21 protein-coding genes are annotated in these 25,110 nt (G+C 47.6%); 13 read left to right on the top strand and 8 right to left on the bottom strand.

What is annotated here, in order from left to right:
- Nucleotide 1 precedes the first annotated feature (1 nt).
- The gene (locus ACESSO_RS13515) at nt 2-1,633 is read left to right on the top strand and encodes an amidohydrolase family protein (RefSeq protein WP_373166049.1); all 1,632 of its coding nucleotides are present in this window, start codon (nt 2-4) and stop codon (nt 1,631-1,633) included.
- A gap of 28 nt (nt 1,634-1,661) precedes the next feature.
- Nucleotides 1,662-2,459, top strand: coding sequence for an HpcH/HpaI aldolase/citrate lyase family protein (locus ACESSO_RS13510; protein WP_373166047.1), 798 nt, complete (start codon nt 1,662-1,664; stop codon nt 2,457-2,459).
- 145 nt (nt 2,460-2,604) lie between these two features.
- Here the strand turns inward: ACESSO_RS13510 and ACESSO_RS13505 are convergent, their stop codons facing one another.
- From ACESSO_RS13505 to ACESSO_RS13490, 4 genes are read right to left on the bottom strand one after another with little or no spacing between them, the layout of a single operon-like run.
- Nucleotides 2,605-2,916 carry a PTS lactose/cellobiose transporter subunit IIA gene (locus ACESSO_RS13505; RefSeq protein ID WP_373166046.1) on the bottom strand — a complete coding sequence of 104 codons (312 nt, stop codon included), beginning with the start codon at nt 2,914-2,916 and terminating at the stop codon, nt 2,605-2,607.
- A 2-nt stretch (nt 2,917-2,918) separates the two neighbouring features.
- Complete coding sequence (locus ACESSO_RS13500; protein ID WP_373166096.1) at nt 2,919-3,218, bottom strand: PTS sugar transporter subunit IIB; 300 nt, start codon at nt 3,216-3,218, stop codon at nt 2,919-2,921.
- Nucleotides 3,219-3,272: 54 nt separating this feature from the next.
- Nucleotides 3,273-4,673 (bottom strand): glycoside hydrolase family 1 protein, encoded by a 1,401-nt coding sequence (locus tag ACESSO_RS13495; protein ID WP_373166095.1) that lies wholly within the window; start codon nt 4,671-4,673, stop codon nt 3,273-3,275.
- 2 nt (nt 4,674-4,675) lie between these two features.
- On the bottom strand, nt 4,676-5,983 hold the full coding sequence (locus ACESSO_RS13490; protein WP_373166045.1) for a PTS sugar transporter subunit IIC: 1,308 nt from the start codon (nt 5,981-5,983) through the stop codon (nt 4,676-4,678).
- Nucleotides 5,984-6,324: 341 nt separating this feature from the next.
- Here ACESSO_RS13490 and ACESSO_RS13485 point away from each other — a divergent pair, with 341 nt between their 5' ends.
- The gene (locus ACESSO_RS13485; protein WP_373166044.1) at nt 6,325-7,128 is read left to right on the top strand and encodes a MurR/RpiR family transcriptional regulator; all 804 of its coding nucleotides are present in this window, start codon (nt 6,325-6,327) and stop codon (nt 7,126-7,128) included.
- 179 nt (nt 7,129-7,307) lie between these two features.
- Here ACESSO_RS13485 and ACESSO_RS13480 read toward each other — a convergent pair whose 3' ends face one another.
- Together ACESSO_RS13480 and ACESSO_RS13475 are read right to left on the bottom strand one after the other, a co-directional pair.
- Complete coding sequence (locus ACESSO_RS13480; protein WP_373166043.1) at nt 7,308-8,507, bottom strand: mandelate racemase/muconate lactonizing enzyme family protein; 1,200 nt, start codon at nt 8,505-8,507, stop codon at nt 7,308-7,310.
- Nucleotides 8,508-8,523: 16 nt separating this feature from the next.
- Nucleotides 8,524-9,846, bottom strand: a complete 1,323-nt coding sequence (locus ACESSO_RS13475; RefSeq protein ID WP_373166042.1) for a GntP family permease — start codon at nt 9,844-9,846, stop codon at nt 8,524-8,526.
- Between the two features lie 272 nt (nt 9,847-10,118).
- Here ACESSO_RS13475 and ACESSO_RS13470 point away from each other — a divergent pair, with 272 nt between their 5' ends.
- Entirely contained in the window at nt 10,119-10,847 is a 729-nt protein-coding gene (locus ACESSO_RS13470; protein WP_373166041.1) for a FadR/GntR family transcriptional regulator, read from the top strand.
- Nucleotides 10,848-11,064: 217 nt separating this feature from the next.
- Here the strand turns inward: ACESSO_RS13470 and ACESSO_RS13465 are convergent, their stop codons facing one another.
- Complete coding sequence (locus ACESSO_RS13465) at nt 11,065-12,693, bottom strand: hypothetical protein (protein WP_373166040.1); 1,629 nt, start codon at nt 12,691-12,693, stop codon at nt 11,065-11,067.
- Nucleotides 12,694-13,145: 452 nt separating this feature from the next.
- Between ACESSO_RS13465 and ACESSO_RS13460 the strand changes: the two genes are divergently transcribed.
- The 9 genes from ACESSO_RS13460 to ACESSO_RS13420 are packed head-to-tail and all read left to right on the top strand — an operon-like array spanning nt 13,146 to nt 24,212.
- Nucleotides 13,146-14,450 carry a sugar ABC transporter substrate-binding protein gene (locus ACESSO_RS13460; protein ID WP_373166039.1) on the top strand — a complete coding sequence of 435 codons (1,305 nt, stop codon included), beginning with the start codon at nt 13,146-13,148 and terminating at the stop codon, nt 14,448-14,450.
- A gap of 28 nt (nt 14,451-14,478) precedes the next feature.
- Complete coding sequence (locus ACESSO_RS13455; RefSeq protein WP_373166038.1) at nt 14,479-15,393, top strand: carbohydrate ABC transporter permease; 915 nt, start codon at nt 14,479-14,481, stop codon at nt 15,391-15,393.
- Between the two features lie 45 nt (nt 15,394-15,438).
- Nucleotides 15,439-16,266 carry a carbohydrate ABC transporter permease gene (locus ACESSO_RS13450; protein WP_373166037.1) on the top strand — a complete coding sequence of 276 codons (828 nt, stop codon included), beginning with the start codon at nt 15,439-15,441 and terminating at the stop codon, nt 16,264-16,266.
- A gap of 10 nt (nt 16,267-16,276) precedes the next feature.
- A complete protein-coding gene (locus ACESSO_RS13445) occupies nt 16,277-18,394 on the top strand; it encodes a glycoside hydrolase family 36 protein (RefSeq protein ID WP_373166036.1) in 2,118 nt (705 codons plus the stop codon).
- Nucleotides 18,391-19,395 (top strand): aldo/keto reductase, encoded by a 1,005-nt coding sequence (locus ACESSO_RS13440; protein WP_373166035.1) that lies wholly within the window; start codon nt 18,391-18,393, stop codon nt 19,393-19,395. The genes ACESSO_RS13445 and ACESSO_RS13440 overlap by 4 nt, the downstream gene beginning before the upstream one ends.
- Before the next feature lie 21 nt (nt 19,396-19,416).
- A complete protein-coding gene (locus ACESSO_RS13435; RefSeq protein ID WP_373166034.1) occupies nt 19,417-20,808 on the top strand; it encodes an L-fucose/L-arabinose isomerase family protein in 1,392 nt (463 codons plus the stop codon).
- Nucleotides 20,809-20,839: 31 nt separating this feature from the next.
- Nucleotides 20,840-21,850, top strand: a complete 1,011-nt coding sequence (locus tag ACESSO_RS13430) for an aldose 1-epimerase family protein (protein ID WP_373166033.1) — start codon at nt 20,840-20,842, stop codon at nt 21,848-21,850.
- A 6-nt stretch (nt 21,851-21,856) separates the two neighbouring features.
- The gene (locus ACESSO_RS13425) at nt 21,857-22,717 is read left to right on the top strand and encodes a ketose-bisphosphate aldolase (RefSeq protein ID WP_373166032.1); all 861 of its coding nucleotides are present in this window, start codon (nt 21,857-21,859) and stop codon (nt 22,715-22,717) included.
- A 10-nt stretch (nt 22,718-22,727) separates the two neighbouring features.
- On the top strand, nt 22,728-24,212 hold the full coding sequence (locus ACESSO_RS13420; RefSeq protein WP_373166031.1) for an L-fuculokinase: 1,485 nt from the start codon (nt 22,728-22,730) through the stop codon (nt 24,210-24,212).
- Here the strand turns inward: ACESSO_RS13420 and ACESSO_RS13415 are convergent.
- The gene (locus ACESSO_RS13415) at nt 24,209-25,057 is read right to left on the bottom strand and encodes a PocR ligand-binding domain-containing protein (protein WP_373166030.1); all 849 of its coding nucleotides are present in this window, start codon (nt 25,055-25,057) and stop codon (nt 24,209-24,211) included. The genes ACESSO_RS13420 and ACESSO_RS13415 overlap by 4 nt on opposite strands.
- Nucleotides 25,058-25,110: the final 53 nt, after the last annotated feature.

Below are 25,110 nucleotides of genomic sequence, written 5' to 3'. Positions count from 1 at the left end.
TGTGGCCAAATTACTGATCACAAACGGCGTGATTTACGACGGCTTAGGAAATGCACCATTTAGAGGCAAGGTTTATATAGAAGATGAAGTAATTAAGAAAGTATTCCGTGACGGAGAAGACACAGCCGGATTAGAGACGATTACGCAAGAGGCGGAAATCGTGGATGCGCAGGGCAAGGCAGTAACACCGGGATTCATCGACATCCACAGACACTGTGACATACAGCCGTTTTACGGCACAGACTTTGGAAAGGTCATGCTGGCACAAGGGATTACGACAACGGTTGCAGGGAACTGCGGATTTTCCATGGTTCCGGTTCCGGAAGATGAGGCGAAGGCAGAAGAGATGTTCGCGTTTGCGGAGCCTGTCGTGGGACCTGCATACCGCGGCATCCATACATATGGCCAATACATGGACGCTTTGGATAAACTGAAGCTGCCGCTGAACTTTGCGTCAATGATTGGTTCCGGTACAGTGAAGATTGCGGTAAAAGGATTTTCCAATACACCGTTTACCGAAGCAGAGATGAAGAAAGCCTCTGATTATATCGAAGATGCGCTGGAAAAGGGTGCGGTCGGCGTGTCCGCGGGTATTATGTATCTGCCTGAGTGCTATAATTCCACGGATGATTATGCAAAGATGCTGGCGCCTATGGAGAAATATCATACTCCGCTTTGTGTGCATATCAGAGGAGAAGGCGACAGTATGGTGGACAGCGTAAAAGAGGTCATCGAGATTGGGAAAAAGGTTGGCTGTCCGGTGGAAATCAGTCACTTTAAATCCTGCGGTATGGCAAACTGGAGAAAAGAGATCCATCGTGCCATCGAGCTGATTGAACAGGCGAGAAAAGAAGGACAGGATGTGACCTGCGACTTCTATCCATATGAAGGAGGTTCTACCTCGCTTACCACCATGGTACCGCCTGCATTTGTGGACGGAGATATGAACCGTGCTCTGGAGCGAATGGGGACCAAAGAAGGCGTCGAAGAGTTCTGCAAGTCTTTGGAGATTAACTATGATGACTGGGACAACTTCGCGATCACGCTTGGATGGGACAGGATCCTCATTTCCGGTGTGCACAAACAGAGCAATCAAAAATTTGTCGGCAAGATGGTATCTGATGCGGCAAAAGAATATGGGTTCGAGAGCGACGGTGCGTTCGTAGCGTGGCTTTTGCATGATGAGGAAGGCAAAGTCGCTATCATCAATATGAGTATGTGTCAGGATGACATCGATACAGTTGCGAAGCTTCCGTATTCCAATGTGATCTCCGATTCTATCTATGCAGTGACAGATACACCTCATCCGAGGATGTATGGCGCGTTTCCGAAAATCATCCGGGAATATGTGCAGGAGCGCCATCTGTACACGATGGAGGAGGCAATCCGGAAGATGACCAGCCTGCCGGCGGCGAGGATGAGCATAGCGCGTCGCGGTCAGATAGCGGAAGGATACTATGCGGATATCAATATTTTTGATCCCGCGGAATTAAAGGATCATGCTACATTTGAAAAACCAGTACAGCTTGCTAGCGGTATTGCGAAATGCTTTGTTAACGGAAAACTCGCATGGGAAGATGGGAAGCTATGCAATGACGCATGTGGAAAGAATCTGCGTCGCACAGATGAATAGCGATTAGAATTCTGTGGAGGAAATGGCGATGAACGAAGCGCTGATTCGGAAATTTAATGAGAGATTAAAAGCTGGCAAGGCAGTCTTTGGTCCATTTATGAAGACTTGCGACCCTGGATTTGTGGAGGCAGCAGGATACGCAGGAATGGATTTTGCCATCCTGGACATGGAACATGGTCCCATCAGCATTCAGAATATGCAGAATAATATCCGGGCTGCTCAGGTATCCGGGATTCTCCCGGTGGTAAGGGTTCCTGCGATTGCCGAGGAAGCAATTGGAAAGGCGCTGGATATCGGCGCGGCAGCAGTCGAGATTCCGCAGATTACAACGGCGGAACAGGCAAGGGAAGCGGTAAAGCTGGCTAAATTTTCCCCTATGGGAGAAAGGGGAGTATGCCGGTTTGTGCGGGCAGCTCACTATTCTGCACTGGATAAAGAAAAATACTTTGAAGGTGCAAATGAGACAATTGTCATCGCACAGATTGAAGGACAGAAAGCTATAGATAATCTGGACGATATTCTGGCAGTGGAAGGAATTGATATCTTCTTTATCGGACCATATGATCTGTCCCAGAGTCTGGGCGTCCCCGGTCAAGTGACTCATCCGTTGGTGGTGGAAGCGATGAATCAAATCGTGAAAGCTGCGAAAAGAAGAGGCGCGGTGGTCGGAACATTCACAGACAGCAAGGAGACCATGGAGATGTGGACGAAAGCAGGAGTGCAGTATATTTCCTATTCTGTCGATATGGGAATCTTCTATGAGGCATGCAAAACCCTAAAAGAGCAGTTCTGCGGGTGGTGCAGCACTGTTTCTGTAACTATATGATAAAAGAGTTCTTCTATGATAGAATCTAGTCATAGAAGAACTCTTTTTTTCAAGATAAAAAATACAAACTGCAGAAAATAAAACGCGACTATAAACCAACAATATCTGATGTGGTAGGTAATTCTATAATAATCTTTCCGGCAAGTTACCGTTTTATTTCCTGATAGATGTCAATGAATTCTTCGGCAAGAATGCCAAAGGCTTCCGCACTCATCATTTGGTCTTCCGCATGCATCAGAATTAACGAGAAAGGCGTTTGGTTGCCGTCAGCTTCGTTTTCAATGAGCTTGGCATGCGCATGGTGTCCCTCCACGAAATTCTGTTGCGCCTGTCGCATCATCTCCTGCGCCTGTTCAAATTCACCGGCCTTTGCCAAATGAATCGCTTCAATGTACATCGATCTTGCCGTACCAACGGCGCTAATCATTTGAAAGCAAATGGCTTCCATTTCCTGCATGATTAATCACCCAGCACTTTCTTTACAAACGCAATGACCTTTTTACCATCCATCAGACCATATGCGGCCATGTCAATGACCTCCACCGGGCAGGACACTATCCCTTTCACCTTAGAAAGATTAAAGCGTACCTGTGGCCCGAGCAGGACAATATCTGCATCTGCACCATACTCAGCAGCCTCTGCAATTGCATGCGCACTGATGGTGCATTCGTAGTTCTCCGCTTGTGCTGCCTGCTTCATCTTCTCTACCAGCATGCTGGTGCTCATACCCGCCGAACACAATAAAATAATTTTTCTCATCGTATATTCCTCGCTTTCTGTGATGTTGATATTCCCCATATTAGGCCGTTGCTTTTATTCAAACAGGCACGCTCCGTTGGTTGCGATAACCTGTTGATAAAACGTAAAGGATTTTTTCTTATAGCGTTTGAGGGAACCGTTCCCGTTATCATCTTTATCAATATAGACAAAGCCGTATCTTTTCTCCATCTGTGCAGTGCCTGCAGACACGATATCAAATGGACCCCAATAGGTATATCCCATAATATTGCATCCATCTAAAATTGCCTGATACACTGCCAGCAAGTGCTGCCGCACAAAGTCGATGCGGTAATCATCTTCTACCGTACCGTTAACGAGTGTTTCCCGCGTACCGATGCCATTTTCGACAATAAACAAGGGCTTGTGGAACAAATCCGTCAGTTCGTTGCACACCAAGCGCAAACCCATCGGGTCAATCTGCCATCCGAAATCTGTGCTTTTCAGATAGGGATTGGGGTCGGAGATAAAACCGCCGGTGTCGCTGTGCAGCTGCTTGCCATCCTCGTAGGTGCTGCTCCGATAATAACTGAAGCCAATGAAGTCCACCGTGTTTTTCAGCGCCTCAAAATCTTCGGGCCGAGTTTCCAGACGCACGTTATTTTCACGCCATACACGCTTGATATAACCCGGATAGCGGCCGTTGACCGGCACATCCACAAAGAAGTACTTTCTTCGCTGTCCGGTATAGGCGCCGAAAACATCATTTGGGCGGCAGGTGGCTGGATATAGCGTACTGGTGCTGATCATGCAGCCAATCTGACAGGCAGGGTCAATCTGATGCAGCAGCGCGACGGATTGCGCCGCTGCAACAAACATATAATGTGATGCCTGATAGAGCGCTTCAATTTCATTTTCGCCTTCCGCTACACGGAAGCCACCTGCCACAAAGGGGAAGTTGTGGACATTGTTCATTTCATTAAAGGTAAGCCAGTATTTGACCTTGCTGTGATAGCGTTGGAAAATGACTTTGCAGTACTTAAGGAAGAATGAAATCATCTCCCGGTTGCGCCAACCACCATAATGGTCTACCAGATACAGCGGTGTCTCATAATGCGAAATTGTCACCAGTGGTTCCATACCGTCCCGGCGAATCTCATCAAACAGACGGTCATAAAACTGCAGCCCCTCTTCGTTTGGCTCGGTCTCATCGCCCTTCGGAAAGATACGTGACCATGCGATAGATGTACGGAAGCATTTTAAGCCGAGTTCCTTCATATAACCAAGGTCTTCCGGATATCGGTGATAAAAATCCACTGCTTGTGCATGTGGATAGTACTTATTCGGATCAATTGCGCTGTCATACGGTCCACGAACACCCTTGGGCGCAATATCTGCTACAGAAAGGCCTTTTCCACCTTCAAAGGCAGCGCCTTCGCACTGATTTGCTGCTACTGCACCGCCCCAGAGAAAGCCCTCCGGAAACTGCTTTTCGATATTCAAGTCTCTTCTGCTCCTTCCTGTTCTTCCTGATAAGCCAATGCATCCTGCTTTTTGAAGAATGGATAGTAAATCACGCAGGACTCCAGAATAATGAGCAACTGAACTACCGAAGCACGCCAACCGCCCAGGATGAAACCGCTGATGAGCGGAGGCGTGGTCCACGGCACTTCAATTGCACCGAAAGGCGCCATAAAGCCGATCGCAGTTGCGAAGTATACAGTCAGTGCGGCACAAATCGGCACAAGAAGCACAGGGATCAGCATTGCAAAATTCAGCACAATCGGGAAACCAAACAAAACCGGCTCATTGACATTAAAGAAAGTCGGAATGAGTGCAAGTTTGCCCAGCTGCTTGTAACGCATCGACCGTGCGCGGAAAGCCATGGCCAACACCAAACCAACCGTGATGCAGGCGCCTGTCATCGTAATGAAATTGGACCGCGACTGAAACGTAATTAGGTATGCACCATTGGATGCGGTGAGCGCGACGCCTGCATCCAGAAGTGCCTGATTGGCCAGACCATTCGCACGCAGAAAGGGGTTTGCGATCGAGTTAAGCACAGACGAATGAATGCCAAACATCCAAAAGATGGAAATGAGAATGGTATACAACAGGTAACCCGGCAGCGAACCAAGACCGGATTGCAGCGGAATTTGCAGAATTGCTACGATGCACTCCGACAGTGTTGTTTGCAGTCCAATGCGGAAAATTGCGCAGACCACAAAGGCCATCAGAATCGTCAGGAAGCCGGGGATTAACGCATTAAAGGAGTTCGCTACCCCTTCCGGAACACTGGCAGGCATCTGAATGCGCCAGCCCTTGTTTAGAATAGCGGTATAGAGCCAGCCTGTGATAAGGCCCACAATAATTGCGGTTGCCATACCACTGCCGCCTGCCCATGTTTTCGGAATAATGCTGCCGACTTCAACACCATCCTGTACAACAACGGACGGAATCAGTACAAGAAAGTTAACCAACGAAATCATACCGCAGGCGAACGGTTCGATTTTTTTAATGCGTGCATACTGATAAGCGATACTGAAGGATGCAACCAGCGCGATAATGTCAAAGGTACTGCTTGAAACCTGTGTAAACGGATATTTCCAATTCGGGCCGAGCAGACCGGTCATAATTTCCGACCAATTATCGATTGGGAAACTTGCTACAAGCAGGAAAATGGAACCCAGCATTGTCAGCGGCAATGTTGCCAGCATGCCGTTTTTCAAAGCATTGATTGCTGTTGTTGAGGAAAACCTTGCGATGACTTCTTCCATTTTTGATCTGAATTTCTCAAATGTACTCATGCGTAGTACGGGCCTCCTTGTTGTGTTTTAAACAGTGCACTTGTTTGGATTGACCAAATTATAGCACAACCGTTCCTGCAATTTCGGGCAATTCAACTATCTGAATATTGTTTCATAAAATGAAACATTTTTACTTTTTTTATTCTCTTTTTGCTGAAAAAAGTCGAGATATTTTGTGCTATTTACATGATTTTGATTTTTAAACTCTTTTCGTTCCTGTTGAAAATGCGTATCGCTACTTAAATATTACTGGGTTCTATGTTATAATAAATATGTGCACATTCCATATCTGCAAGCATGATGCCGCACCATTTACATTGCGTTGAAAGGTTGGTTCAACCATGAAAAAACTGCGCAACGGACTTTACGCAGTTCTTAATTCTACCAGTTCGGATTCTTCTGATTATCGTATTGCAAAGTACCTTATCAGTAATATCTATAAGCTCAAAAAAATTTCAGTGGAAGACATCGCCAAAGGAAGTTTCGTATCCAAATCTACAGTTTCCCGCTTTTGCCGGCGGTTGGGTTATGAGGATTATCAGTCCATGCGGCAAACGATGCATGTGGCATTGACCGGACGGTATCACCGATACGATGAGTACCTTGCCTTGCCCAAAGAGGATATGACACACGAATACTTTCGCCAGCATGTGGAGATGCTGCATGTCGTGCGTGAATATGCGACGGATGAAGTATTGGAGCAGTTTTCCAATCTGCTGCTGAAATATGAAAATATCGGGCTTTGTGCCCAAATGCATGCATATCCAATTGCACTGAATTTTCAGATGGAACTGTCCTCTTATGACAAAATTGCAAATTGTTTTAACATTTTGCCGGAGCAGGAGAGTTTCATACAACAATGCGGATCTGAGACGTTAATCATTGTAATTTCAAGCAGCGGTCGCTATTTTGAGGATTTCCAAAGTTATTTTGATTACAACAAACCGAATCGTCCCTATTTGGTGCTTGTCACAAACAATCAGCGTCTCAAGGCAAGCAGGCCTTATGACAAGATTTTTATTATCCCCAGCGACAATAATACAGCCAGTCAGCCAATGTCCATGCAGATTTTTACGAATCTTGTCACCATGCACTTCGGCAAGATGCTGAGAGAAAAGAGCGAAAATATATTAACGGATAGATAAGGTAAAATGCAAGGCTCTGCATTATATTTTAGAGTCTTAAAATAGGAGCTATGTCATGGAAAAGCGGTGGGAGATGACCTTAACGATTGCTGTATTTGCAATTTGACCTACCATAATTCCATAAAAGCAAGGTCCGTGTTTCTAAAGCAGAAACACGGACCTTCTGTAGTGAGGGGGCGTTATTTTACAGTTACGACTTCGGCATTGGCGATGGCTTCATCGGTGAGTTCCTGACCGATGCCGGGGCGATCAGGCACTTCAAAATAACCATCCTTAGCAACATAATCATATTTGCAAAGATTGATATTATCTTCAATCAGGGCAGATGCATGCAGCTCGTGAATGACAAAGTTCGGAATAACCGCTTCCAGCTGCAGTGCGGCAGCAGCCGAAATCGGACCGCCGCAGCAGTGGACCTGCACGCCGATATCATACACATGCGCCATATCACAGATCTTTTTGCCTTCGGTTAAGCCGCCGGTGTTGCAAAGATCGGGCTGGATGATACCAATAGAATGATCCTCGAAGAAGGGGCGATATCCCCAACGGGTATATACACGTTCGCCTGTTGCGACCGGAATTTCGATTTTGCTGCTGATTTCTCTAAACAGGTTCGGGTTGAGCGGCTGTGTAGGCTCTTCATAGTAGAAACAGTTGAGTTTCTGTAACTCACGGCCCAATTGTACGGACGTTGTCGCATCGGTCAGCGCATGCAGTTCGATGATGATATCGACATCCGGCCCAACTTCGCGCATGGCTGCCACACGATCGACGGCAAGTTTTAACTGGTCACGCTGCAAAATGCCGCGGCTGCTGCGTCCCATCCATACGCCGTTTTCATCGAAGCCGACGGGATCAACCTTCACGCAGTCAAAACCATCAGCCATGGCCTTGCGCATCGCTTCCGCATATTCCTCCGGCTTTGCCAAGGAATGGCTTACCTTACCCCAGTCAAACTGCAGTTGGCTGGCATAGGCGCGCAATTTGCTGTTTGTTTTGCCGCCCATCAGTTGATATACCGGCGCGTTTAACACCTTACCCTTGATATCCCAGAGTGCAATATCAATGCCGGAGATACCAGCCATGATGACACCACCATTACCCATGCCCCAGAAGGTCAGACGATGCAGTCGATTCCAGATATCCTCACTGTTCATCGGGTCCAGACCGATAATGCACTTTGCGAAGTCAACGCCCATGCCGAAGCCGGCGCTCTGTGCATTGCCATAGGCTACACCGATTTCACCATAGCCGCTAATACCTTCATCCGTATTGATACGGACAAAAACCGGATGCCATGGAACATTGCCTACGGCAACTTCGGCCGCAACCGATGGAGTTTTGAATGCCTTAATGATATCCACACTTGTAATTTTCATATGTAGCGCCTCCTATTTATAGAAACAGATTCAAAATGCAAATGACAACCATTGCGGTTAGACCCATCATTACGGATGTTAATGTGATCAAACGGTAGCTTTGGTTTAGCTTCAGATTACCCAGTTTGGTTACGCACCAGAAATACGAAGAGTTTGTATGGCAGAAGGACAGGGAACCGGCTGCTGTTGCGAGCGTGGCAACGATTGGATTCAAACCAAGCGCGGGCAGCATCGGAGCCAGAATACCGCCTACTGTTGTCAGAGCAACAGTGGCCGAGCCTTGTGCAAGGTTAATCAAAGCAGCCATCAAATAGGGAACAAAGACTGCCGGCAGACCTGCATCAAGTACCAAATTTGCCAGAGTATCGCCAATGGTAGTTGCCTGAAGGACTGCAGCGAAACCGCCGGCTGCTGCGGTGATGCACATGATTTCTGCGGCGCCGCTCAGCGATTTGGCGACCCATTCGTTCGTTACGGTTTCGTTCAGCTTTGTCGGCAGCAGGAAGCAGATTGCGGTACCAATCAGCAGTGCAATCCAAGGAGTGCCCACAACATCCAGAATGCGCTGAAGCATGTTTCCCTCTGCGTTACCGAAAAACGATTTAAAGATGATGATAACGATAGGGAGCGCCACTGGAATAAACGACATCAGCGTCGAAGGCGCATGCTCAACAACCTTTTGAAATTCCTTTTCCTGCTCCGCATCCAGCTCGTTTTCCGCAGCAACCTCGGGGAATGCGCCTTTGACGAAACGGGAATTTGCCCAAATGGAGCATACAATGACCACCGGAATGGATACGATTAGGCCATAAAACATGACTTGGCCGATTTCCGCACCATACAGGCCGGCAGCAGCGACCGGTCCGGGTGTTGGCGGGATGAAGGAATGGGTGCAAAGCAGACCGGCCATCAGTGCAACGACAAGCGAAGCGTAAGAGATACGGCCACGTCGGGAAAGACCCTTGATGATCGGATTGAGAATAACAAAACCGGAATCACAGAAAACCGGAATGGATACGAATGCACCGGTGATGGAAGTTGCATAAGTTGCTCGCTTGATGCCAATCAGCTTTAAAATGGCATCTGCAATTTTTTGTGCGCCGCCGGTATATTCCAGGAATGTGCCAATAACAACACCGCACACAATGACAATACCGATGCTTGTCATGGTATTGCCAAAACCGCTGGCAATGAGCGTGGGTAATTCATGGATTGGAATTCCTGCACAGACACCAAAGAATAATGAAATGATCAGCAGTGTGAGGAATGCATGAATTTTCAGCTTGGAGATCATCAAAATCAGCAGTGCGATTGAAATTACGAACCACAAAAGAATCATTATTTTCCCTCCCTTATTTGTGCTTGCGTTGTTTAAAAGATCGATCCTTTATCAGGTTACCTGTTCGCCTGATTTACAACTAAATTATTATACAAGAAACATATGAAGTCAAGGGAATTTTTTTGCAACTTAGACATTTTGGCTAAAAATAAGAAAAATATTAAATTTGTTTGTGTGTTTTCGACAAATCTGATATAATGGTCATAAGGAAATTGAGGGCATGATAGAAGCGTTTGTGCGGATGCATAACAAATAGTAAAGGATGAGAGTGTATGCCAACCATTAAGAAGGTTGAAAAAATAACGGCAGGAGAACAGGTTTATCAGAATTTGCGCGAAAATATTGTCGCGCAGCGTTGGAAGGCCGACGAAAAACTCCCATCAGAAACAGAATTGGCGGCTCTTTATGGCGTGAATCGTTTGACGGTGCGTATGGCTCTGCAACGTCTGAATGCAATCGGGCTGGTGGAAACACGAGTGGGGGATGGAACGTACGTCAAAAAGTTCGAGTTTTCCGACTATATCAATGCGGTGCAGGATCTTTTCAGTGAACCGAAGCTGATGGAAAATGTGTGTGAGTTTCGCAAATTGATTGAAGTGGAATGTGCCCGGTTGGCAATTATCCGCGCAACCAAGGAAGAGTTTGATGAGTTGGACCGTATTTGTACGGAATACGAAGCAGTAAAAAGAAATACGGTTTTGCCCATTGATGAGGAACAAATGAAGGAAATGACGCGTTACGATGTCAAATTTCATGAACAGATATGGTTGATGTCACATAATACGCTTTACAGCTACTGTTTTGCAATGGCGAAAAACACCATAGAAAAATATGTTTATTTGACGTTGAAGAAACGAGTTGCCGGTTGGCGAGAAAAAGGCGTGACTTTGTTCGAAGGCGATTTCCGGCACCGCGCAATTCTGGATGCGATGAGGGAGCAGGATTTTGAAAAATGTAAGAAGCTCTATGATGATATGATAGACTTTAATATTGAACTGTGATTGTGCTTGGTATAGATTATATGAGTGTTAGCCGCTTTTGAGCAGCGTCATCGGCAGATTACGGCAGAACCACTCATGACAAGTTGATTTTCGATGCGTTTTCGATTCTGAGAAAAACAGCATCAACGTGGATTACGGAAAATAGAAAACCCGATTCGATGGTAATGGATTGATAGCAGAATCCATGTGCAATTGCAGAAGGTTAAAAAAAGAGCCGTCATTTGACGGCTCTTTTTTCTGCATGTTTGCGATGTATGATGATTCCGGATGCAGCAGCAACCAGCACGATTCCGCCGCATAAAACCCAGCCCTTGATACCCAAATGCAGCAAATAATATCGGATATAAGAAAACTGGGGTTCGGCGGATTGGAATGAAGTATCCAGAAAACAGCGGGCGTTTTCGCCGTATTCCTCCGTGCAGGGGGTGGTGCGAATGACAGCTCTGGATACCAGACTGATGATTTCATTAAGTGGGGCGGAAAATAAACGGCGCCCGTCCTCTGTTTCCAGTACTTCCTGATAATTGTTTTTTTCGGTAGAAACTGCTTTGGCATAGAACTTCTGCCCATTTAGATAGAAAATTTGACGGACATTTTCGTATACGAGATTGCCGTCTGTATCATACAGATCGGCGATTGCGATACCGTTCTCAAGCTCTTTCAGCGATGCGATCCATTCGGCTGCTTTGTCGCCGACGTATGTGCTGGATTGCAAACCGTCATGATATGGGATTGGAAGTGGTTTCCCTGCGCTCAAATTCCAAACTTGTGAGGTCCCGTTCAGCACGGTTCGATAAATGTCATTGCTTTGCGTGACATTTTCTGCAAGGTCATAGATGGCTGGAAGAAGCTCGGTGCCGTCCTGACGGATGACGCCCCATTTGTGATCGGAGGCATTCTGTACAAGCAAATTGGTCATTCTGGCAGGAGAATCGCCGCTCAGCGCTTGTACCGCACTGTATGAATTCAAAAAGTCGATTTCCCCATTATGATTCCAATACGTAACCGTATTGTTTTCTGTGATGGCAGCAACATCGGTTGCAAGCAGAGAAATGGAGCCGTCGGTTTCAGTCACGATTTTCCCGGTTGAATCCAACAAAAAAGAAGTTCCGTCTTTGCTGGCTGTAAACAGCTGTGTCCAGAGCATAAATACGGGATCGATTTCGTCATACCACTCGCTTTTTTGCGTGTTGGATTGAAAAAGGGCATACTGCTGGTTCGTTTCACCGATCCAGAGAAATTCAGCATCGGATAATGGAATGACATCCTCGGAGAAAATGCGTGCCGCTTCCGGTTGGAACAGGAGCTGTCCGGTGTTGTTATAAATGCCTTTATCGGTTATAAAATACTGACCGTCGTCTGAAATGCGTATCCGTGAACCGGTTACCGAAAGAAAAACCTTTCCGGATGCAAGCTCAATCAGCTCATAGGTTGTCTGACTGTTATCATTGGGCGACACCATGGGATCGGCGATTTCTCCGATTGCAAAATCGCCCCGAAAGGTTATCCATGTATATTTGTTTGGTGTAAGCTGTTTGAATGCATGGGTAAAAACAGCATATTTGCCGTCTAAGATAGCCGCAAAATAGTCTCCGGTGTCTACATCTGACAGGGAAAGTGCATCCCGGTCCGGCAACGCGCTGTCGGCTGTGAGAAACTCCGTAACCTCTCCGTGATTGACAGAAAAAATATGAAATTTGAGATCATCCATGTTTTTGTAGGCGATGTAATCACCCAATCCAAAAGCATACATTTCATCTGTGATTTCCTGATAAGAATCAGAAGCGTACGCGGTGCCGGATAGCAGCAGGCTGCATAAGAGGCCGACAGCGAATATTCTCTTCATGCGTTTCATGACAGCACCTTTCTTTTCGTGTTGCGCGCTCGGTAGAAAGAAGCGACTCAATTTCCGTATCGGATCGTCAGGAGAAAATATGGCATCCGGATGACATTTGACTGCCTCCATATCTGCCAATGAAGCAGAAAGACAGCAGAAATTTGTTTCTATCTGCCGGTCTGCCTTTTAATAATCGGCGGATTTTATTACGCAAATAATGCGATGCTGCAGAAAATTGGGCATGATTATGACAGGGATTGTCTAAAATAGACAAAATTAAATGCGAAAATTGTGAGGAAAATGGAAAATTCTCATATGAAACAAATTTGCTATTCGCGGCTGAAAAATGACTATTCCGAAAAAAACTCTTGTGATAAGATTCATTTGTCGTTAGGGATATGATTCCTATTGACGGAAGAGCGACGAGGTAATTGAAAAGAATTGAAAAGGAGTGTTTCGAAATGAAAAAAAGGCTGATTAGCTGGACGCTTTTATCAGCAATGCTGGTAGCATTGGTTGGGTGTGGACAAACCACAACGGAACAGGATACAAGCAATACGGATGAATCTGCAACCGGCGGCAGCGGTGATGTGATTACTGTTGCAATGTGGGATTCTCCGCAGGAGCCTGGTTTTACCGAGATTCTTGCGAAATTCACCGAGGAAACTGGCATTGAAACCAGAATTGAGGTCACTCCTTGGGATCAGTATTGGACCATGCTGGAGGCTGCGGCAACCGGTGGTTCCATGCCGGACGTTTTCATTATGCATTCCAACGAAATTGCCAAGTATGCGGAAAATGACATGCTGCTCGATTTAAGCGATTATATTGCGTCGAGCGATAAAATTGATATGAGCAAGTATCCGCAGGATATCGTAAGCCTGTATCAGAATGAGGACGGCGCGCAGCTGGGCATTCCGAAGGATATTGATACGGTAGCGCTCTGGTACAACAAGACGATGTTTGATGAAGCAGGTTTGGCGTATCCGGATGATACCTGGACCTGGGAAGACGTTGCAGAAGCAGCTCAAAAGCTGACCAAGGACGACGGAAGCCAGTATGGTTTCGCGGTTAGCCCGGATAATGACCAGGGCGGCTATTACAATATCATTTATGATTACGGCGGATATGTGCTTTCTGATGATCAGCAGACCTCTGGCTTTGATCAGCCGGGCACGATTGAAGGTCTGACCGTCCTGATGGATATGGAGAAAAACGGTTATATGCCTCCCTATACGACGCTGGTTGAGAACGGCGACTGCACACTGTTCATGTCCGGTCAGGTAGCAATGACGCTGCAGGGCTCGTGGAAGGTAAACGATCTGACCAACAACGATTATGTCAAGGAAAACTGCGATGTCGTCATCAAGCCAATGGGTCCGAACAATGTCCGTACCACCATCTATAATGGCGTTGCATGGGCAGCACCGGCAAACTCTGATGATCCGGAAACGGCTTGGAAGGTGATTGAGTATCTTGGCTCGCAGGAAGCACAGCAGATGCAGTCCGATCTTGGTGTTATGATGTCGGCTTGGGAAGGCACTTCCGACAACTGGATCAATGCGCATCCTGAATTCAATCTGCAGGCATATCTGGATGTCATGAATGACACGATGGTGATTTTCCCGCACTCCCGCCGTACTGTAAACTGGGCCAATATGATTAAGGAAGAGATTGGCGCCGGCTTCACGGGTGAAAAGACGCCGGAAGAGACCTGCAAAAACATTGCCGAGCAGATGAATCAGATTCTGGAAGAAACCAACTAAAACCAATGCGATTCGCAGGAGGAATACTATGAGCGGAAAAAATAAAACCGTAAGATATTCTGCGAAAAAGCGTAATGAAGCATGGTGGGGATACCTTATGGTGCTCCCCACCATACTTGGTTTAATCGTTCTGAATATCATTCCTATTTTTCAAACAATCTATCAGAGCTTTTTCAAAACAGGTGATTTCGGCAAAGGAAATATCTTCATAGGGCTGGAAAACTACATTGACTTGATTCACGATTCTTCCGTCTGGCAAGCCGTATGGAATACAATTCGGTATACGTTGGTGGAAGTGCCGATCTCCATTGTCATTGCGCTGCTGCTTGCGGTGCTTTTGAACAGAAAGATGAAATGCCGGGTGGCATTCCGTACGATTTATTTTCTGCCGATGATTGCAGCGCCGGCTGCCGTGGCAATGGTTTGGCGGTGGTTGTATAACAGCCAGTTCGGCTTGCTCAATCATATTCTGAGTATTTTCGGATTCGGTCCGGTGAATTGGATTTCTGATCCCAAAATCGCAATCTACTCGGTTGCAGTAGTCGGCATCTGGTCGGTTATCGGCTATAATATGGTGCTGTTTTTGGCAGGTTTACAGGAAATACCGAAAGATTATTATGAAGCGGCACGAATTGACGGAGCAAGCACGGTGCAGCAGTTTTTCAATGTTACCATTCCGCTGCTTTCGCCAACCTTGTTCTTCGTATTGGTTACGCGTCTGATTGCAGCGATGCAGGTGTTCGACGTTATTTATATGATGATGGATTTGAGCAATCCTGCATTGGAAGAGACACAATCGCTGGTCTATCTGTTCTATAATTATTCCTTCATCGAAGGCAATAAGGGCTATGGCTCGACGATTGTCATTCTGCTTCTCATGATCATTATGGTCATCACGTTTTTCCAAAACTATTTGGAGAAAAAATGGGTGCATTACAACTAATAAAGAAGTTTTCTCCTATTGTTGAGCTTGGAGAAAGGAGACGTTATGAGCAAAAAACGAAGCAAAAATGTATTGGCGATTTGCCTGCTCTCCATTGGCGCCGTCGTGATGCTGGTTCCGTTTATCTGGATGATTCTAACTGCATTCAAATCGGTTACGGAGGCAACGCAGGTAAATCCTTTCGTGATATTCCCGTCGAAGTGGCTGCTGGATGGCTTTGAAAGCGCCATTGCCAAGATGGATATTCCGCGGCTCTATTGGAATACCATCTGGATGATTGTAGGGCGTGTGGTCTGTGCCGTGCTGACGGCGACAATGGCAGGATACGCATTTGCGCGGCTGCAATTTAAGGGCAAAAAGTTCCTGTTCACGCTGGTTATTTTCCAGATGATGATTCCGACGCAGATTTTCATCATTCCGCAGTACCTGATGATTAACGCACTCGGCGCGCAGAATACCATCTTCGCGCTGATCTTCCCCGGTCTGGTAACTGCATTCGGCACGTTCCTGATGCGGCAGAACTTCATCAATCTGCCCAAGGAGCTGGAAGAATCCGCACGGCTGGACGGATGCAATATAGGACAGACCTTCCTGTTTATCATGCTGCCGCTGGCAAAGTCCGGCATGGTGGCGCTGGGCATCTTCACCGCGCTGTTTGCATTTAAGGACCTGATGTGGCCGCTGGTTGTCAATACCAATCAGGCAACGATGCCGCTGGCTTCGGCACTGGCAAAGCTGCAGGGTACCTTCTCGTCTAATTATCCGGAGCTGATGGCGGCATCCTTGCTGGCATGTATCCCGATGATTGTGATTTATCTGATTTTCCAGAAGCAGTTTGTAGAAGGCATTGCGACTTCCGGCGGCAAGCTCTGAGGTGATGGATATGAATCAAATTGAGCTGTGCGAAAATGGTATTTATGCGGTTTGGCAAGTCTGTGATGATTTGCGTCTCCAGCTGCTGCATTTTTCGGCGCAGGCCTGTCCGGAAAACGAAATGCCGGAAGAGGGGTTTTATGCGCTGGAGGTGCAGGTTACAGGGGAAAACTGTGAGCCGGAAAGAAATGGTATCCGTCATGCCGTAACAAGTGCAGGATGGCGGATGCAGTACATCCGTCACACGGATGAAAGAAATGAAGAAGGACGTCGCATTACGTTTTATATGCAGGAGCCTGCAATGGGATTGCAGGCACGGCAGATTTACCAGTTCTATGACGGCATTCAGACCGTGCGTGCTTGGGCGGAACTGGAAAACACGGGAACCGATGAGCTTGGAATCGAGTATGTTTCCTCTTTTGCCCTGACCGGCGTGGAGAGAGGCGGATTGTCTGCACCGGAGGACAAAATGCGTGTGTGGATTCCGCATAACACATGGTGCCGCGAAGCACAGTGGAAGACATATTCTTTCCCGGAGGTAGGCCTCACGAGCAGCCAGATTCGACAGCGGCAGCATTCTGCAACGGCGCTGTCCGTTGGGAATACCGGCACATGGTCCACCAAATCCTATCTTCCGATGGGATATCTGGAGAATACGGAAACCGGCGCTGCACTGCTTTGGCAGATCGAAAACAACGGATCCTGGCATTGGGAGATCGGGGATCAGACGGGTCACTACTATTTGCTGTTGTCCGGTCCAACCGAAAGCGACAGCCACTGGTGGAAACGACTCAAGCCGGGTGAGCAATTTATTTCGGTTCCGGCAGCAATCTCCGTGATTAACGGCACTTTTTCACAAGCCGTGGGAGAAATGACAAAGTACAGACGCAAGATTCGCCGCAACCATTCGGATAACGTGAAAGCAAGCGTTATTTTCAATGATTATATGAACTGTCTGTTTGCAGATCCGACCACAGAAAAAGAAAAGCAGATGATTGATGCTGCGGCAAAACTGGGCTGCGAATACTATGTGGTAGACGGCGGATGGTATTCCGCCGGGTACTGGTGGGACAGTGTTGGCGAATGGAAGGAAAGCAAAGAGCGTTTTCCCAATGGTCTGGTAGAGGTGATGGATTATATTCGCAGCAAAGGCATGATTCCCGGCCTGTGGTTAGAGCCGGAAGTCCTGGGTATCCATTCCCCCGTGGTCAAGCAGGCCAAGCCGGAGTGGTTCTTCACACGGCATGGGAAGAACATACAGGAGCGCTCACGGTATCAGCTGGACTACAGAAATCCGGAAGTTATCCGCTATATGGATGAAACTATCGACCGCTTGATTCGAGAATACGGCGTAGGATATTTCAAGATTGATTACAATATTGAAGCAGGCATCGGTACGGAAACGGACGCCGACAGCTTTGGCGATGGTCTGCTGTCCCATAATCGTGCTTATCTGCGCTGGCTGGAATCCGTAATGGAGCGTTATCCGAATCTGGTGATTGAGAATTGTTCGAGCGGCGGGCTGCGCATGGATTATGCCATGCTGGCACGCTATCCGCTGCAGTCAACCAGCGATCAGGAGGATTATATCTATACGGCATCCATCGCAGCAAATGCGCCGACGGCAGTGACGCCGGAACAGGCCGGCGTATGGTCCTATCCACTGGCGGACAGCACGGCGGAACAAACCGCATTTAATATGGTAAATGCGCTTCTGATGCGCATTCATCAAAGCGGACGACCGGATATCATTGCGCCGGAATGCTTTGCGATCATCAAGGAAGGCATTGATTGCTACAAGCAAATGCGTGATGAGGTGTCGGGATTCCTGCCGTTTTGGCCTATTGGATTATCCGCATTGGGCGACGAATGGATTAGTTTGGGAATGGAAGCGGAAAATCGCATCTTCATTGCCGTATGGAGATGCAACAGCAAAACAGAGACAATTTCGCTGCCTGTTCCACAGTGGAAGGGGAGAAAGGCCCAAGCAAGATGCTTTTATCCCAAATCTCTGCCTTCCAAGTGTATATGGAATCAGGAAACAGGTAGCCTGAGCGCGGTGCTTCCGGCCTCTGTCTCTGCAAGAATATTCATGTTAGAGCGGTTAGATGCGGAGGATGACGCATGAAATATGTGACCTTAAAAAATACCGACCTGCGTGTAAGCAATATCTGCATGGGTACAGGCTCGTTTGGGGAGCGAATTGAGAAAAAAGCAGCATTCGAGATACTGGATCGCTATTGTGAGCTGGGCGGAAATTTCATTGACACGGCGAATGCATATTGCAAGTGGATTCCCGGAGCGGGCAACTGTGCAGAAAAAATCTTAGGCGAGTGGCTTAAAACGGTCGACAATTCCCGAGTCATTGTAGCGACAAAGGGCGGACATTATGATTTTGCAGCGCCGCAGGTGTCTCGCATCAAGGAGAATGAGATTCGAAAGGATCTGGAAGAGAGTCTGCAAACCCTGCAGCGGGACTGCATCGATTTGTATTGGCTGCATCGGGATGATCCGACGGTTCCGGCAGAGGATGTTCTGGCATGGCTGGAAAAGCTGCGTGAGGAAGGTAAGATTCGTTATTATGGCGCATCCAATTTTACGCTCGAGCGCCTGCAGGAGTTTGAAAAATGCGCTGCGGAAAATCATGTGCAGGGATTCTGTGCAGTATCCAATCAATGGAGCCTTGCAAGGAAAAAAAGCGCATATGGCGTAGGGGATGACAGAACAACAGTTGCAGCGAGTGAGGAAGAATACAAATGGCATGTACATACAGGGATGCCGCTGATTCCTTATTCGTCTACCGCCTCTGGGCTGTTCGACCGACTTTATCAAGCCGGTGTGGTTGCAAAAAACGGAAAAGTGATAGAGCCGACCGGAGAAATCAATCTTCCGAAACCGTTATTGGATGAATTTCTCAACGAACGGAATCTTTTGATTTATGAAGAGTTGTGCAGGAGACATGCAGAGGAAGGAACGTCCTTGTTTGCGTTGTCGATCGCTTATCTGTTCAGTCAGCCGTTCCAGGTGATTGCGCTGTCCTCGGTGGACGTACCGGAACAGGTAGCTGGTTTGGTAAGCGCAAGTGAATTGACAATGGATGAAGCATTTGTAAAGAAATTTGGTAAATGAATAAAAACGGAGGCGTAATCAATGGTTTTTGCACTATATTTTGCCAATAGAGGCTTTTTCCCGGAATCGCTGATTGCAAGCGCACGGGTAGAGGTGGAAGAAGCGGTCAAAAAGGCCGGACACAGCTATATAGAGATGGACCCGGATGCAACCCGGTTTGGCGCGGTGGAAACGGTGGACGAAGGCCGAAAGTATGCAGCCTTTCTGGAAGCCCATCGCGGAGAATATGACGGCGTTATCATGAGTTTGCCGAACTTTGGCGATGAAAACGGCGCAATTCCGGCGGTACGGGATGCGGGTGTTCCGATTTTCCTGCAGGCGTATCCGGATGAGTTTGGTAAAATGGATTTTGCCAATCGACGGGATGCTTTCTGCGGTAAGTTCAGCATTGAGGATATGTTTTATCAGTATAAGATTCCCTATACGATTTTCCCGCCGCATGTCGTACACCCGTCCTCGGATGCATTTCAGAAGAATCTGAGAGACTTTGCCGCGGTGTGCCGCATTGTAAAACGGATGAAACGATACACGATCGGCGGAATTGGTGCAAGAACAACGCTGTTTAAAACCGTGCGCTTTGATGAGCTGGCGCTGCAAAGATATGGCGTCACCTATGAATCTTATGATTTGAGCGAGCTGTTTTCCAGAATCCGCAGTATGCCGGAAACGCGCAGCGCAGTCAAGGATAAGGTGGAACATCTCAAGCAATACTGCAATTTCTGCAAGGTGCCGGATGAGAAAATGCAGGTTCTGGCAAAGATGTCGGTTGCAATTGACGATATGATTGAGCAATATCATTTTGACAGTGTTTCGATCCGCTGCTGGAATGAAATGCACCAGGAATTTGGTATCGCCCCCTGCGTGCTGCTCAGCGAACTGAATGATCGTGGCATCGTTGCTTCCTGCGAGATGGATGTCGCCAATACCATCACGATGGAGATTTTGGCGCAGGCTTCCCAGAAGCCGGCAGCTTGTCTGGACTGGAATAACAATTATGGGGACGACGAAAACAAGTGCATCCTTTTCCACTGTGGTTCCACGGCGCAGGGTTTGATGGAGGACAAGGGTGTTGTCGGCGTACATAAGATGTTTGCAAAGGGCAACGGTCCGGATTATGGCTGGGGCGTCAATGAAGGCCGCATCGCGGCTATGCCGATGACGTATGCCAGCGCCAGAACGGAGAACGGCCTGATTTATACCTATGTGGATGAAGGCAGAATGACGGGCGAGCCGATTGAAAAAGAGTATTTCGGCTGTGCAGGCGTCGCGGAAATCAGCGACCTGCAAAAGAAAATCATTTATATGGGCAGAAATGGCTTCCGGCATCACACCACGATCAGCGCAGGGCATTACGCCGACGCGATTGAAGAGGCAATGAAAACATACTTGGGCTATGAGGTGAAGCGCCTGTAATCGGGAATATGCGCGGAAGGGAGTGAGCTTGTTGGATAAAGCTTATATCGGTCACATCAGTCAATTGTATGGCGTGGAAGAGCACCGACTGGTGGGAGGCCGTGGAGACGGTATGCGTCTTTTTCAGGTGCGCAACGGTAAAGGGTTGGAGTTTACCCTGTCCGCAGACCGGTGTTCGGATATCTCCCGTCTCAGTTTTGACGGAGTAAATCTGGGATACTTTTCTCCTGTGGGATATGTTGCTCCAGCGTATTACGACAGTGTCGGAAACGGCTTTTTAAAATCCTTTACAGCCGGTTTTCTGACAACTTGTGGTCTTTATGCGGTCGGGACGCCATGTAATGACGATGGAGAGGACACGCCGCTGCATGGATCCGTAGGCAACACGCCTGCGGAGTCGATTGGGACACAGCAGACGGACGATGCGATTGTGATACACGCGAAAATAGATCAATCGGAAGTATTCGGACGAAAGCTGGTCCTGTATCGAACGATTACCTGTTCCCTGCAGGAAAACCGCATTTCTCTTCAGGACAGGATCGTGAATGAAGGAGATCGTATCAGTCCGTGTATGGTCTTATACCATTTCAACATGGGTTATCCGCTGCTCAGCGAAACCGCAGAGCTTAATATCCCTTCCGAGCAGGTTTCACCCAGAACAGAGAAGGCGGCAAAAGCAATCTCACATTGGCAGGAGATCACAAAGCCGCAGCCGCAATTCGAGGAAGAATGCTTTTATCATCACTTTTCGGAAACAGGGCAGGCGGGTATTTATAACGCAGCAATTGGAAAAGGAATTCGTATTTCTTACGATGCGAAAAAACTGCCTTACTTTGTGCAATGGAAAATGATGGGCCAACGGGAGTATGTGATGGGATTAGAGCCGGCAAACTGCCATCCGGATGGACGAGACAAAATGCGGGAGGCCGGGACGCTGTTACAGCTGCAACCGGGAGAAGAAGTTTCGTACTGCGTCAATCTGCAGTTCTTCCGTGATAAAACGGAGTGGCGAAACAGTTTTGCCCCCAGCAATCAGGAGTGAAGAAATATGTTAGTAACATTAAAAGAAATTTTGAAGGATGCAGAGAAAAAACAGGTCGCAGTCGGCTCTTTTAATACCCCGAATTTGGAGAGTATTTTAGCGGTTCTTGGCGCCGCGGAGGAGTTGAATGTGCCGGTTATTCTGATGCATGCGCAAGTGCATGAAGAAATCATGCCCCTTGACGTAATCGGACCGGTCATGCTGGAAAAAGCAGAAAAGGCACGGATTCCGGTGTGCGTGCATCTGGATCACGGTGAGAGCATTGAGTATATAGCACGCGCCTTCCGTTTGGGCTTTACATCGGCGATGTATGATGGCTCACTGCTTCCGTTTGATGAGAATGTGGCCAATACCTGCAAGGTTGTAGACATGGCAAAGGAATATCATGCTTCTGTGGAAGCAGAGATTGGAACATTGGGCAAACGCGAAGGCGGCGGACTGGACAGCGAGGATTCCGTGCAGATTTATACCAATCCGGAAGATGCGCAGCGATTTGTAGAAGCAACCGGCATTGATGCACTGGCTTGCTCGTTTGGCACCGCGCACGGCCTGTACTTAAAGAAGCCCCAGCTGGATATGGGCGTTTTGGAAGGGGTGCGGCAGAGAGTGTCGCTTCCGTTGGTTATGCACGGTGGCTCTGGCGTCAGCGAAGAGGATTATCGGGCCGTAATTGCAAGAGGCGTGCGTAAAATCAATTACTACACCTATATGGCAAAGGCTGGAGGAGAAGCGGTCAGAGAAAAAATCCTGCATTCGGATGGGCAGACTGTTTATTTCCATGACATCGTAAATTGGGGAATAGACGGCATGAAGCAGGATGTAAAACGTGCGCTGCAGGTGTTTAATATGCAGAAGGTTGAGCGATAGGGGTGAAAATATGATAGCTGGCATTGACGTTGGAACCACGGGCTGCAAATGCACGGTTTGTGATATCGATGGCAATATTCTGGCGGAATGCTATGATGAGTATTTTGCTGATGTGCAGGGTTCCTATGGTTCGCTCCAACCGGAAGTGGTTTGGCATAGCGTCAAAAAGGTTCTTGCCTCTGCGGCCAAGGGCCTTCCGCTGCAAGCGATTGGCGTAACCTCTTTTGGAGAGGCACCTGTGCTGCTGGATGAAAACGACCGTACGGTGATGCCGACGATTTTATATACGGATACACGGGGACAGGCAGAATGCGAGGAGTTGGTCGACAAAATTGGAGAGGACCGCATCGCGCAGCTGACAGGCACTGCACCGCATTCCATGTATTCCATCTGCAAACTGATGTGGGTATTCCGGAATCAGCCTGAAGTGGGTAAAAAGGTATCAAAAGTCTTCCTCTTTGCGGACTATATTGTGTACATGCTCAGTGGTGTGGCACAGATGGATTATTCGCTGGCAGCGCGCACCATGGCTTTTGACATCCATAAGCTGGACTGGTGTGATGAAATTCTGGAGCAATCCGGCATTGAAAAAAGTAAATTCCCGCCCACAGTGCCCAGCGGCACGAAGGCGGGAGTGATTCGAAAGTCTGTTGCAGCGGAATTGGGATTGTCGCAGGAAATCATGGTGGTAACAGGCTGCCATGATCAAATAGCAGCCAGTTTAGGGACTGGTATTATGAAGGATGGCATGGCAGTTGACGGCACGGGGACTGTTGAATGCATCACTTCAATGTTTAGCAGAAAACCGGATACATCCAAACTGCAAAAAAGCAACTATGCCGTTGTTCCTTATGTTCTGCCCAATAGCTATGTTTGCTATGCTTTTTCGTTCACGGGCGGCGCATTGCTGAAATGGTATCGGGACCAATTTGGCACATTGGAAACCATTGTCGCAAAACAGCGTGGCCTGAACTTCTACGAGCACATGAATCAAAAGCTAGGAGACGTGCCTTCCAGCTTGCTGGTGCTTCCGTACTTTGCGGGCGCAGCTACGCCCTATATGGATATTGATGCAAAGGGCGCGATTCTGGGATTGACGCTGGATACCACAGCGGAAGAAATTTATCGGGCCTTGATGGAAGGCGTAACCTACGAAATGCTGCTGAATCTGGAACGGCTGCAGGAGGCCGGCGTCTATATCACCGAGCTGCGTGCAACCGGCGGCGGAGCCACTTCGGAAGTATGGCTGCAGATGAAAGCGGATATTTTGAATTGCAAAATCATAACGCTGGGCAACGCACAATCGGGTACGCTGGGATGCATCATGCTGGCAGGTGTAGCCTGCGGCCTGTATGAGAATGTGCAGCAGGCACAGGAGAAACTGGTCAAATTGGGAAAAGAATACTATCCGCGGTCGGAACAACATGAAATATATATGCATTACTATAATGTATATAAGAAAATCTATGCTGCGACCAAAAAAATCGGCATTTAAGAGCCGGCGTTTGTGCTGCTGGATGCACGATATAAGCTGGGAGTGACACCGGTGGCCTGCTTGAAATATTTGGTGAAGTAATTATAATCATAAATGCCGATGCGCGTTGCGATTTCACTGATATTCAAATCAGAATCGCGCAGCAGCTTTTGTGCAGCTTGAATGCGCAGCTTTTTGATTTGCTTGCCGATGCTGCATCCGTAAAGCTGTTCGGAAATCCGGTAAAGCCGGGAATGGCTGATATGGAACGTCTGACAAATCGAATCGGCAGTCAGCACCTTATCCAGATTGGATGTGATGAACTGATTGATCTGAGAGGGTAAATCATTAGAATCCTGACGAATCAGCTCGGAAAGATGGATATAAGCAGTACAGGCTTCAATAATATTGGCGGCAGCCTGCAGCGTTTCGAGTGAGACATATGATTTTTCAAAAAAAGCCTTTTTCAAGGCGTTGATATCACTCACATAATCTTTGCAGCGTTCGCGGATAAACGGCCAGATGGCTTCTTTGTCCGGATAATTGCATATTTGGCCAAACATCAAATATGCAATGATCGTATTGTTGTAGTAGATCGGCGAGACAACTTCGGATAAGCCGGCATGACAAGTGTACAGATACAATTCGTTGGTATGTTGGCAAACTTTGCAGGCAGCTGCGTCACAGGCATAGCATTTTTGCAAAGCCTTTTCATTGGAACGAATGTAGGAACAGAATCTGCAATGCTCGCTTGGATACCCCAGTATCTCGTGAAAAGAACGATCGAATATGACGATGCGCAGACCGGTCAAGTGATGAAAGCTTTGCAGCAATTTTTTCAGTTTTTCGATATCTAAATTGGCCATAAAGAATCACCTGAGGCAATGGGGTATAATTTATATCATTATATCACAATAAA

The sequence above is a fragment of the Agathobaculum sp. Marseille-P7918 genome (assembly GCF_964248325.1).
In the GTDB taxonomy this organism is placed as follows: domain Bacteria; phylum Bacillota; class Clostridia; order Oscillospirales; family Butyricicoccaceae; genus Agathobaculum.
This window is presented reverse-complemented; position numbering and strand designations above follow the sequence as displayed.

Excerpts from the sequence above, each read along its gene's own strand:
- ACESSO_RS13510 (WP_373166047.1), top strand. The coding sequence starts at position 1,662 with ATGAACGAAGCGCTGATTCGGAAATTTAATGAGAGATTAAAAGCTGGC.
- ACESSO_RS13505 (WP_373166046.1), bottom strand. The coding sequence starts at position 2,916 with ATGCAGGAAATGGAAGCCATTTGCTTTCAAATGATTAGCGCCGTTGGT.
- ACESSO_RS13500 (WP_373166096.1), bottom strand. The coding sequence starts at position 3,218 with ATGAGAAAAATTATTTTATTGTGTTCGGCGGGTATGAGCACCAGCATG.
- ACESSO_RS13490 (WP_373166045.1), bottom strand. The coding sequence starts at position 5,983 with ATGAGTACATTTGAGAAATTCAGATCAAAAATGGAAGAAGTCATCGCA.
- ACESSO_RS13485 (WP_373166044.1), top strand. The coding sequence starts at position 6,325 with ATGAAAAAACTGCGCAACGGACTTTACGCAGTTCTTAATTCTACCAGT.
- ACESSO_RS13480 (WP_373166043.1), bottom strand. The coding sequence starts at position 8,507 with ATGAAAATTACAAGTGTGGATATCATTAAGGCATTCAAAACTCCATCG.
- ACESSO_RS13475 (WP_373166042.1), bottom strand. The coding sequence starts at position 9,846 with ATGATTCTTTTGTGGTTCGTAATTTCAATCGCACTGCTGATTTTGATG.
- ACESSO_RS13470 (WP_373166041.1), top strand. The coding sequence starts at position 10,119 with ATGCCAACCATTAAGAAGGTTGAAAAAATAACGGCAGGAGAACAGGTT.
- ACESSO_RS13465 (WP_373166040.1), bottom strand. The coding sequence starts at position 12,693 with ATGAAGAGAATATTCGCTGTCGGCCTCTTATGCAGCCTGCTGCTATCC.
- ACESSO_RS13460 (WP_373166039.1), top strand. The coding sequence starts at position 13,146 with ATGAAAAAAAGGCTGATTAGCTGGACGCTTTTATCAGCAATGCTGGTA.
- ACESSO_RS13455 (WP_373166038.1), top strand. The coding sequence starts at position 14,479 with ATGAGCGGAAAAAATAAAACCGTAAGATATTCTGCGAAAAAGCGTAAT.
- ACESSO_RS13450 (WP_373166037.1), top strand. The coding sequence starts at position 15,439 with ATGAGCAAAAAACGAAGCAAAAATGTATTGGCGATTTGCCTGCTCTCC.
- ACESSO_RS13445 (WP_373166036.1), top strand. The coding sequence starts at position 16,277 with ATGAATCAAATTGAGCTGTGCGAAAATGGTATTTATGCGGTTTGGCAA.
- ACESSO_RS13440 (WP_373166035.1), top strand. The coding sequence starts at position 18,391 with ATGAAATATGTGACCTTAAAAAATACCGACCTGCGTGTAAGCAATATC.
- ACESSO_RS13435 (WP_373166034.1), top strand. The coding sequence starts at position 19,417 with ATGGTTTTTGCACTATATTTTGCCAATAGAGGCTTTTTCCCGGAATCG.
- ACESSO_RS13425 (WP_373166032.1), top strand. The coding sequence starts at position 21,857 with ATGTTAGTAACATTAAAAGAAATTTTGAAGGATGCAGAGAAAAAACAG.
- ACESSO_RS13420 (WP_373166031.1), top strand. The coding sequence starts at position 22,728 with ATGATAGCTGGCATTGACGTTGGAACCACGGGCTGCAAATGCACGGTT.
- ACESSO_RS13415 (WP_373166030.1), bottom strand. The coding sequence starts at position 25,057 with ATGGCCAATTTAGATATCGAAAAACTGAAAAAATTGCTGCAAAGCTTT.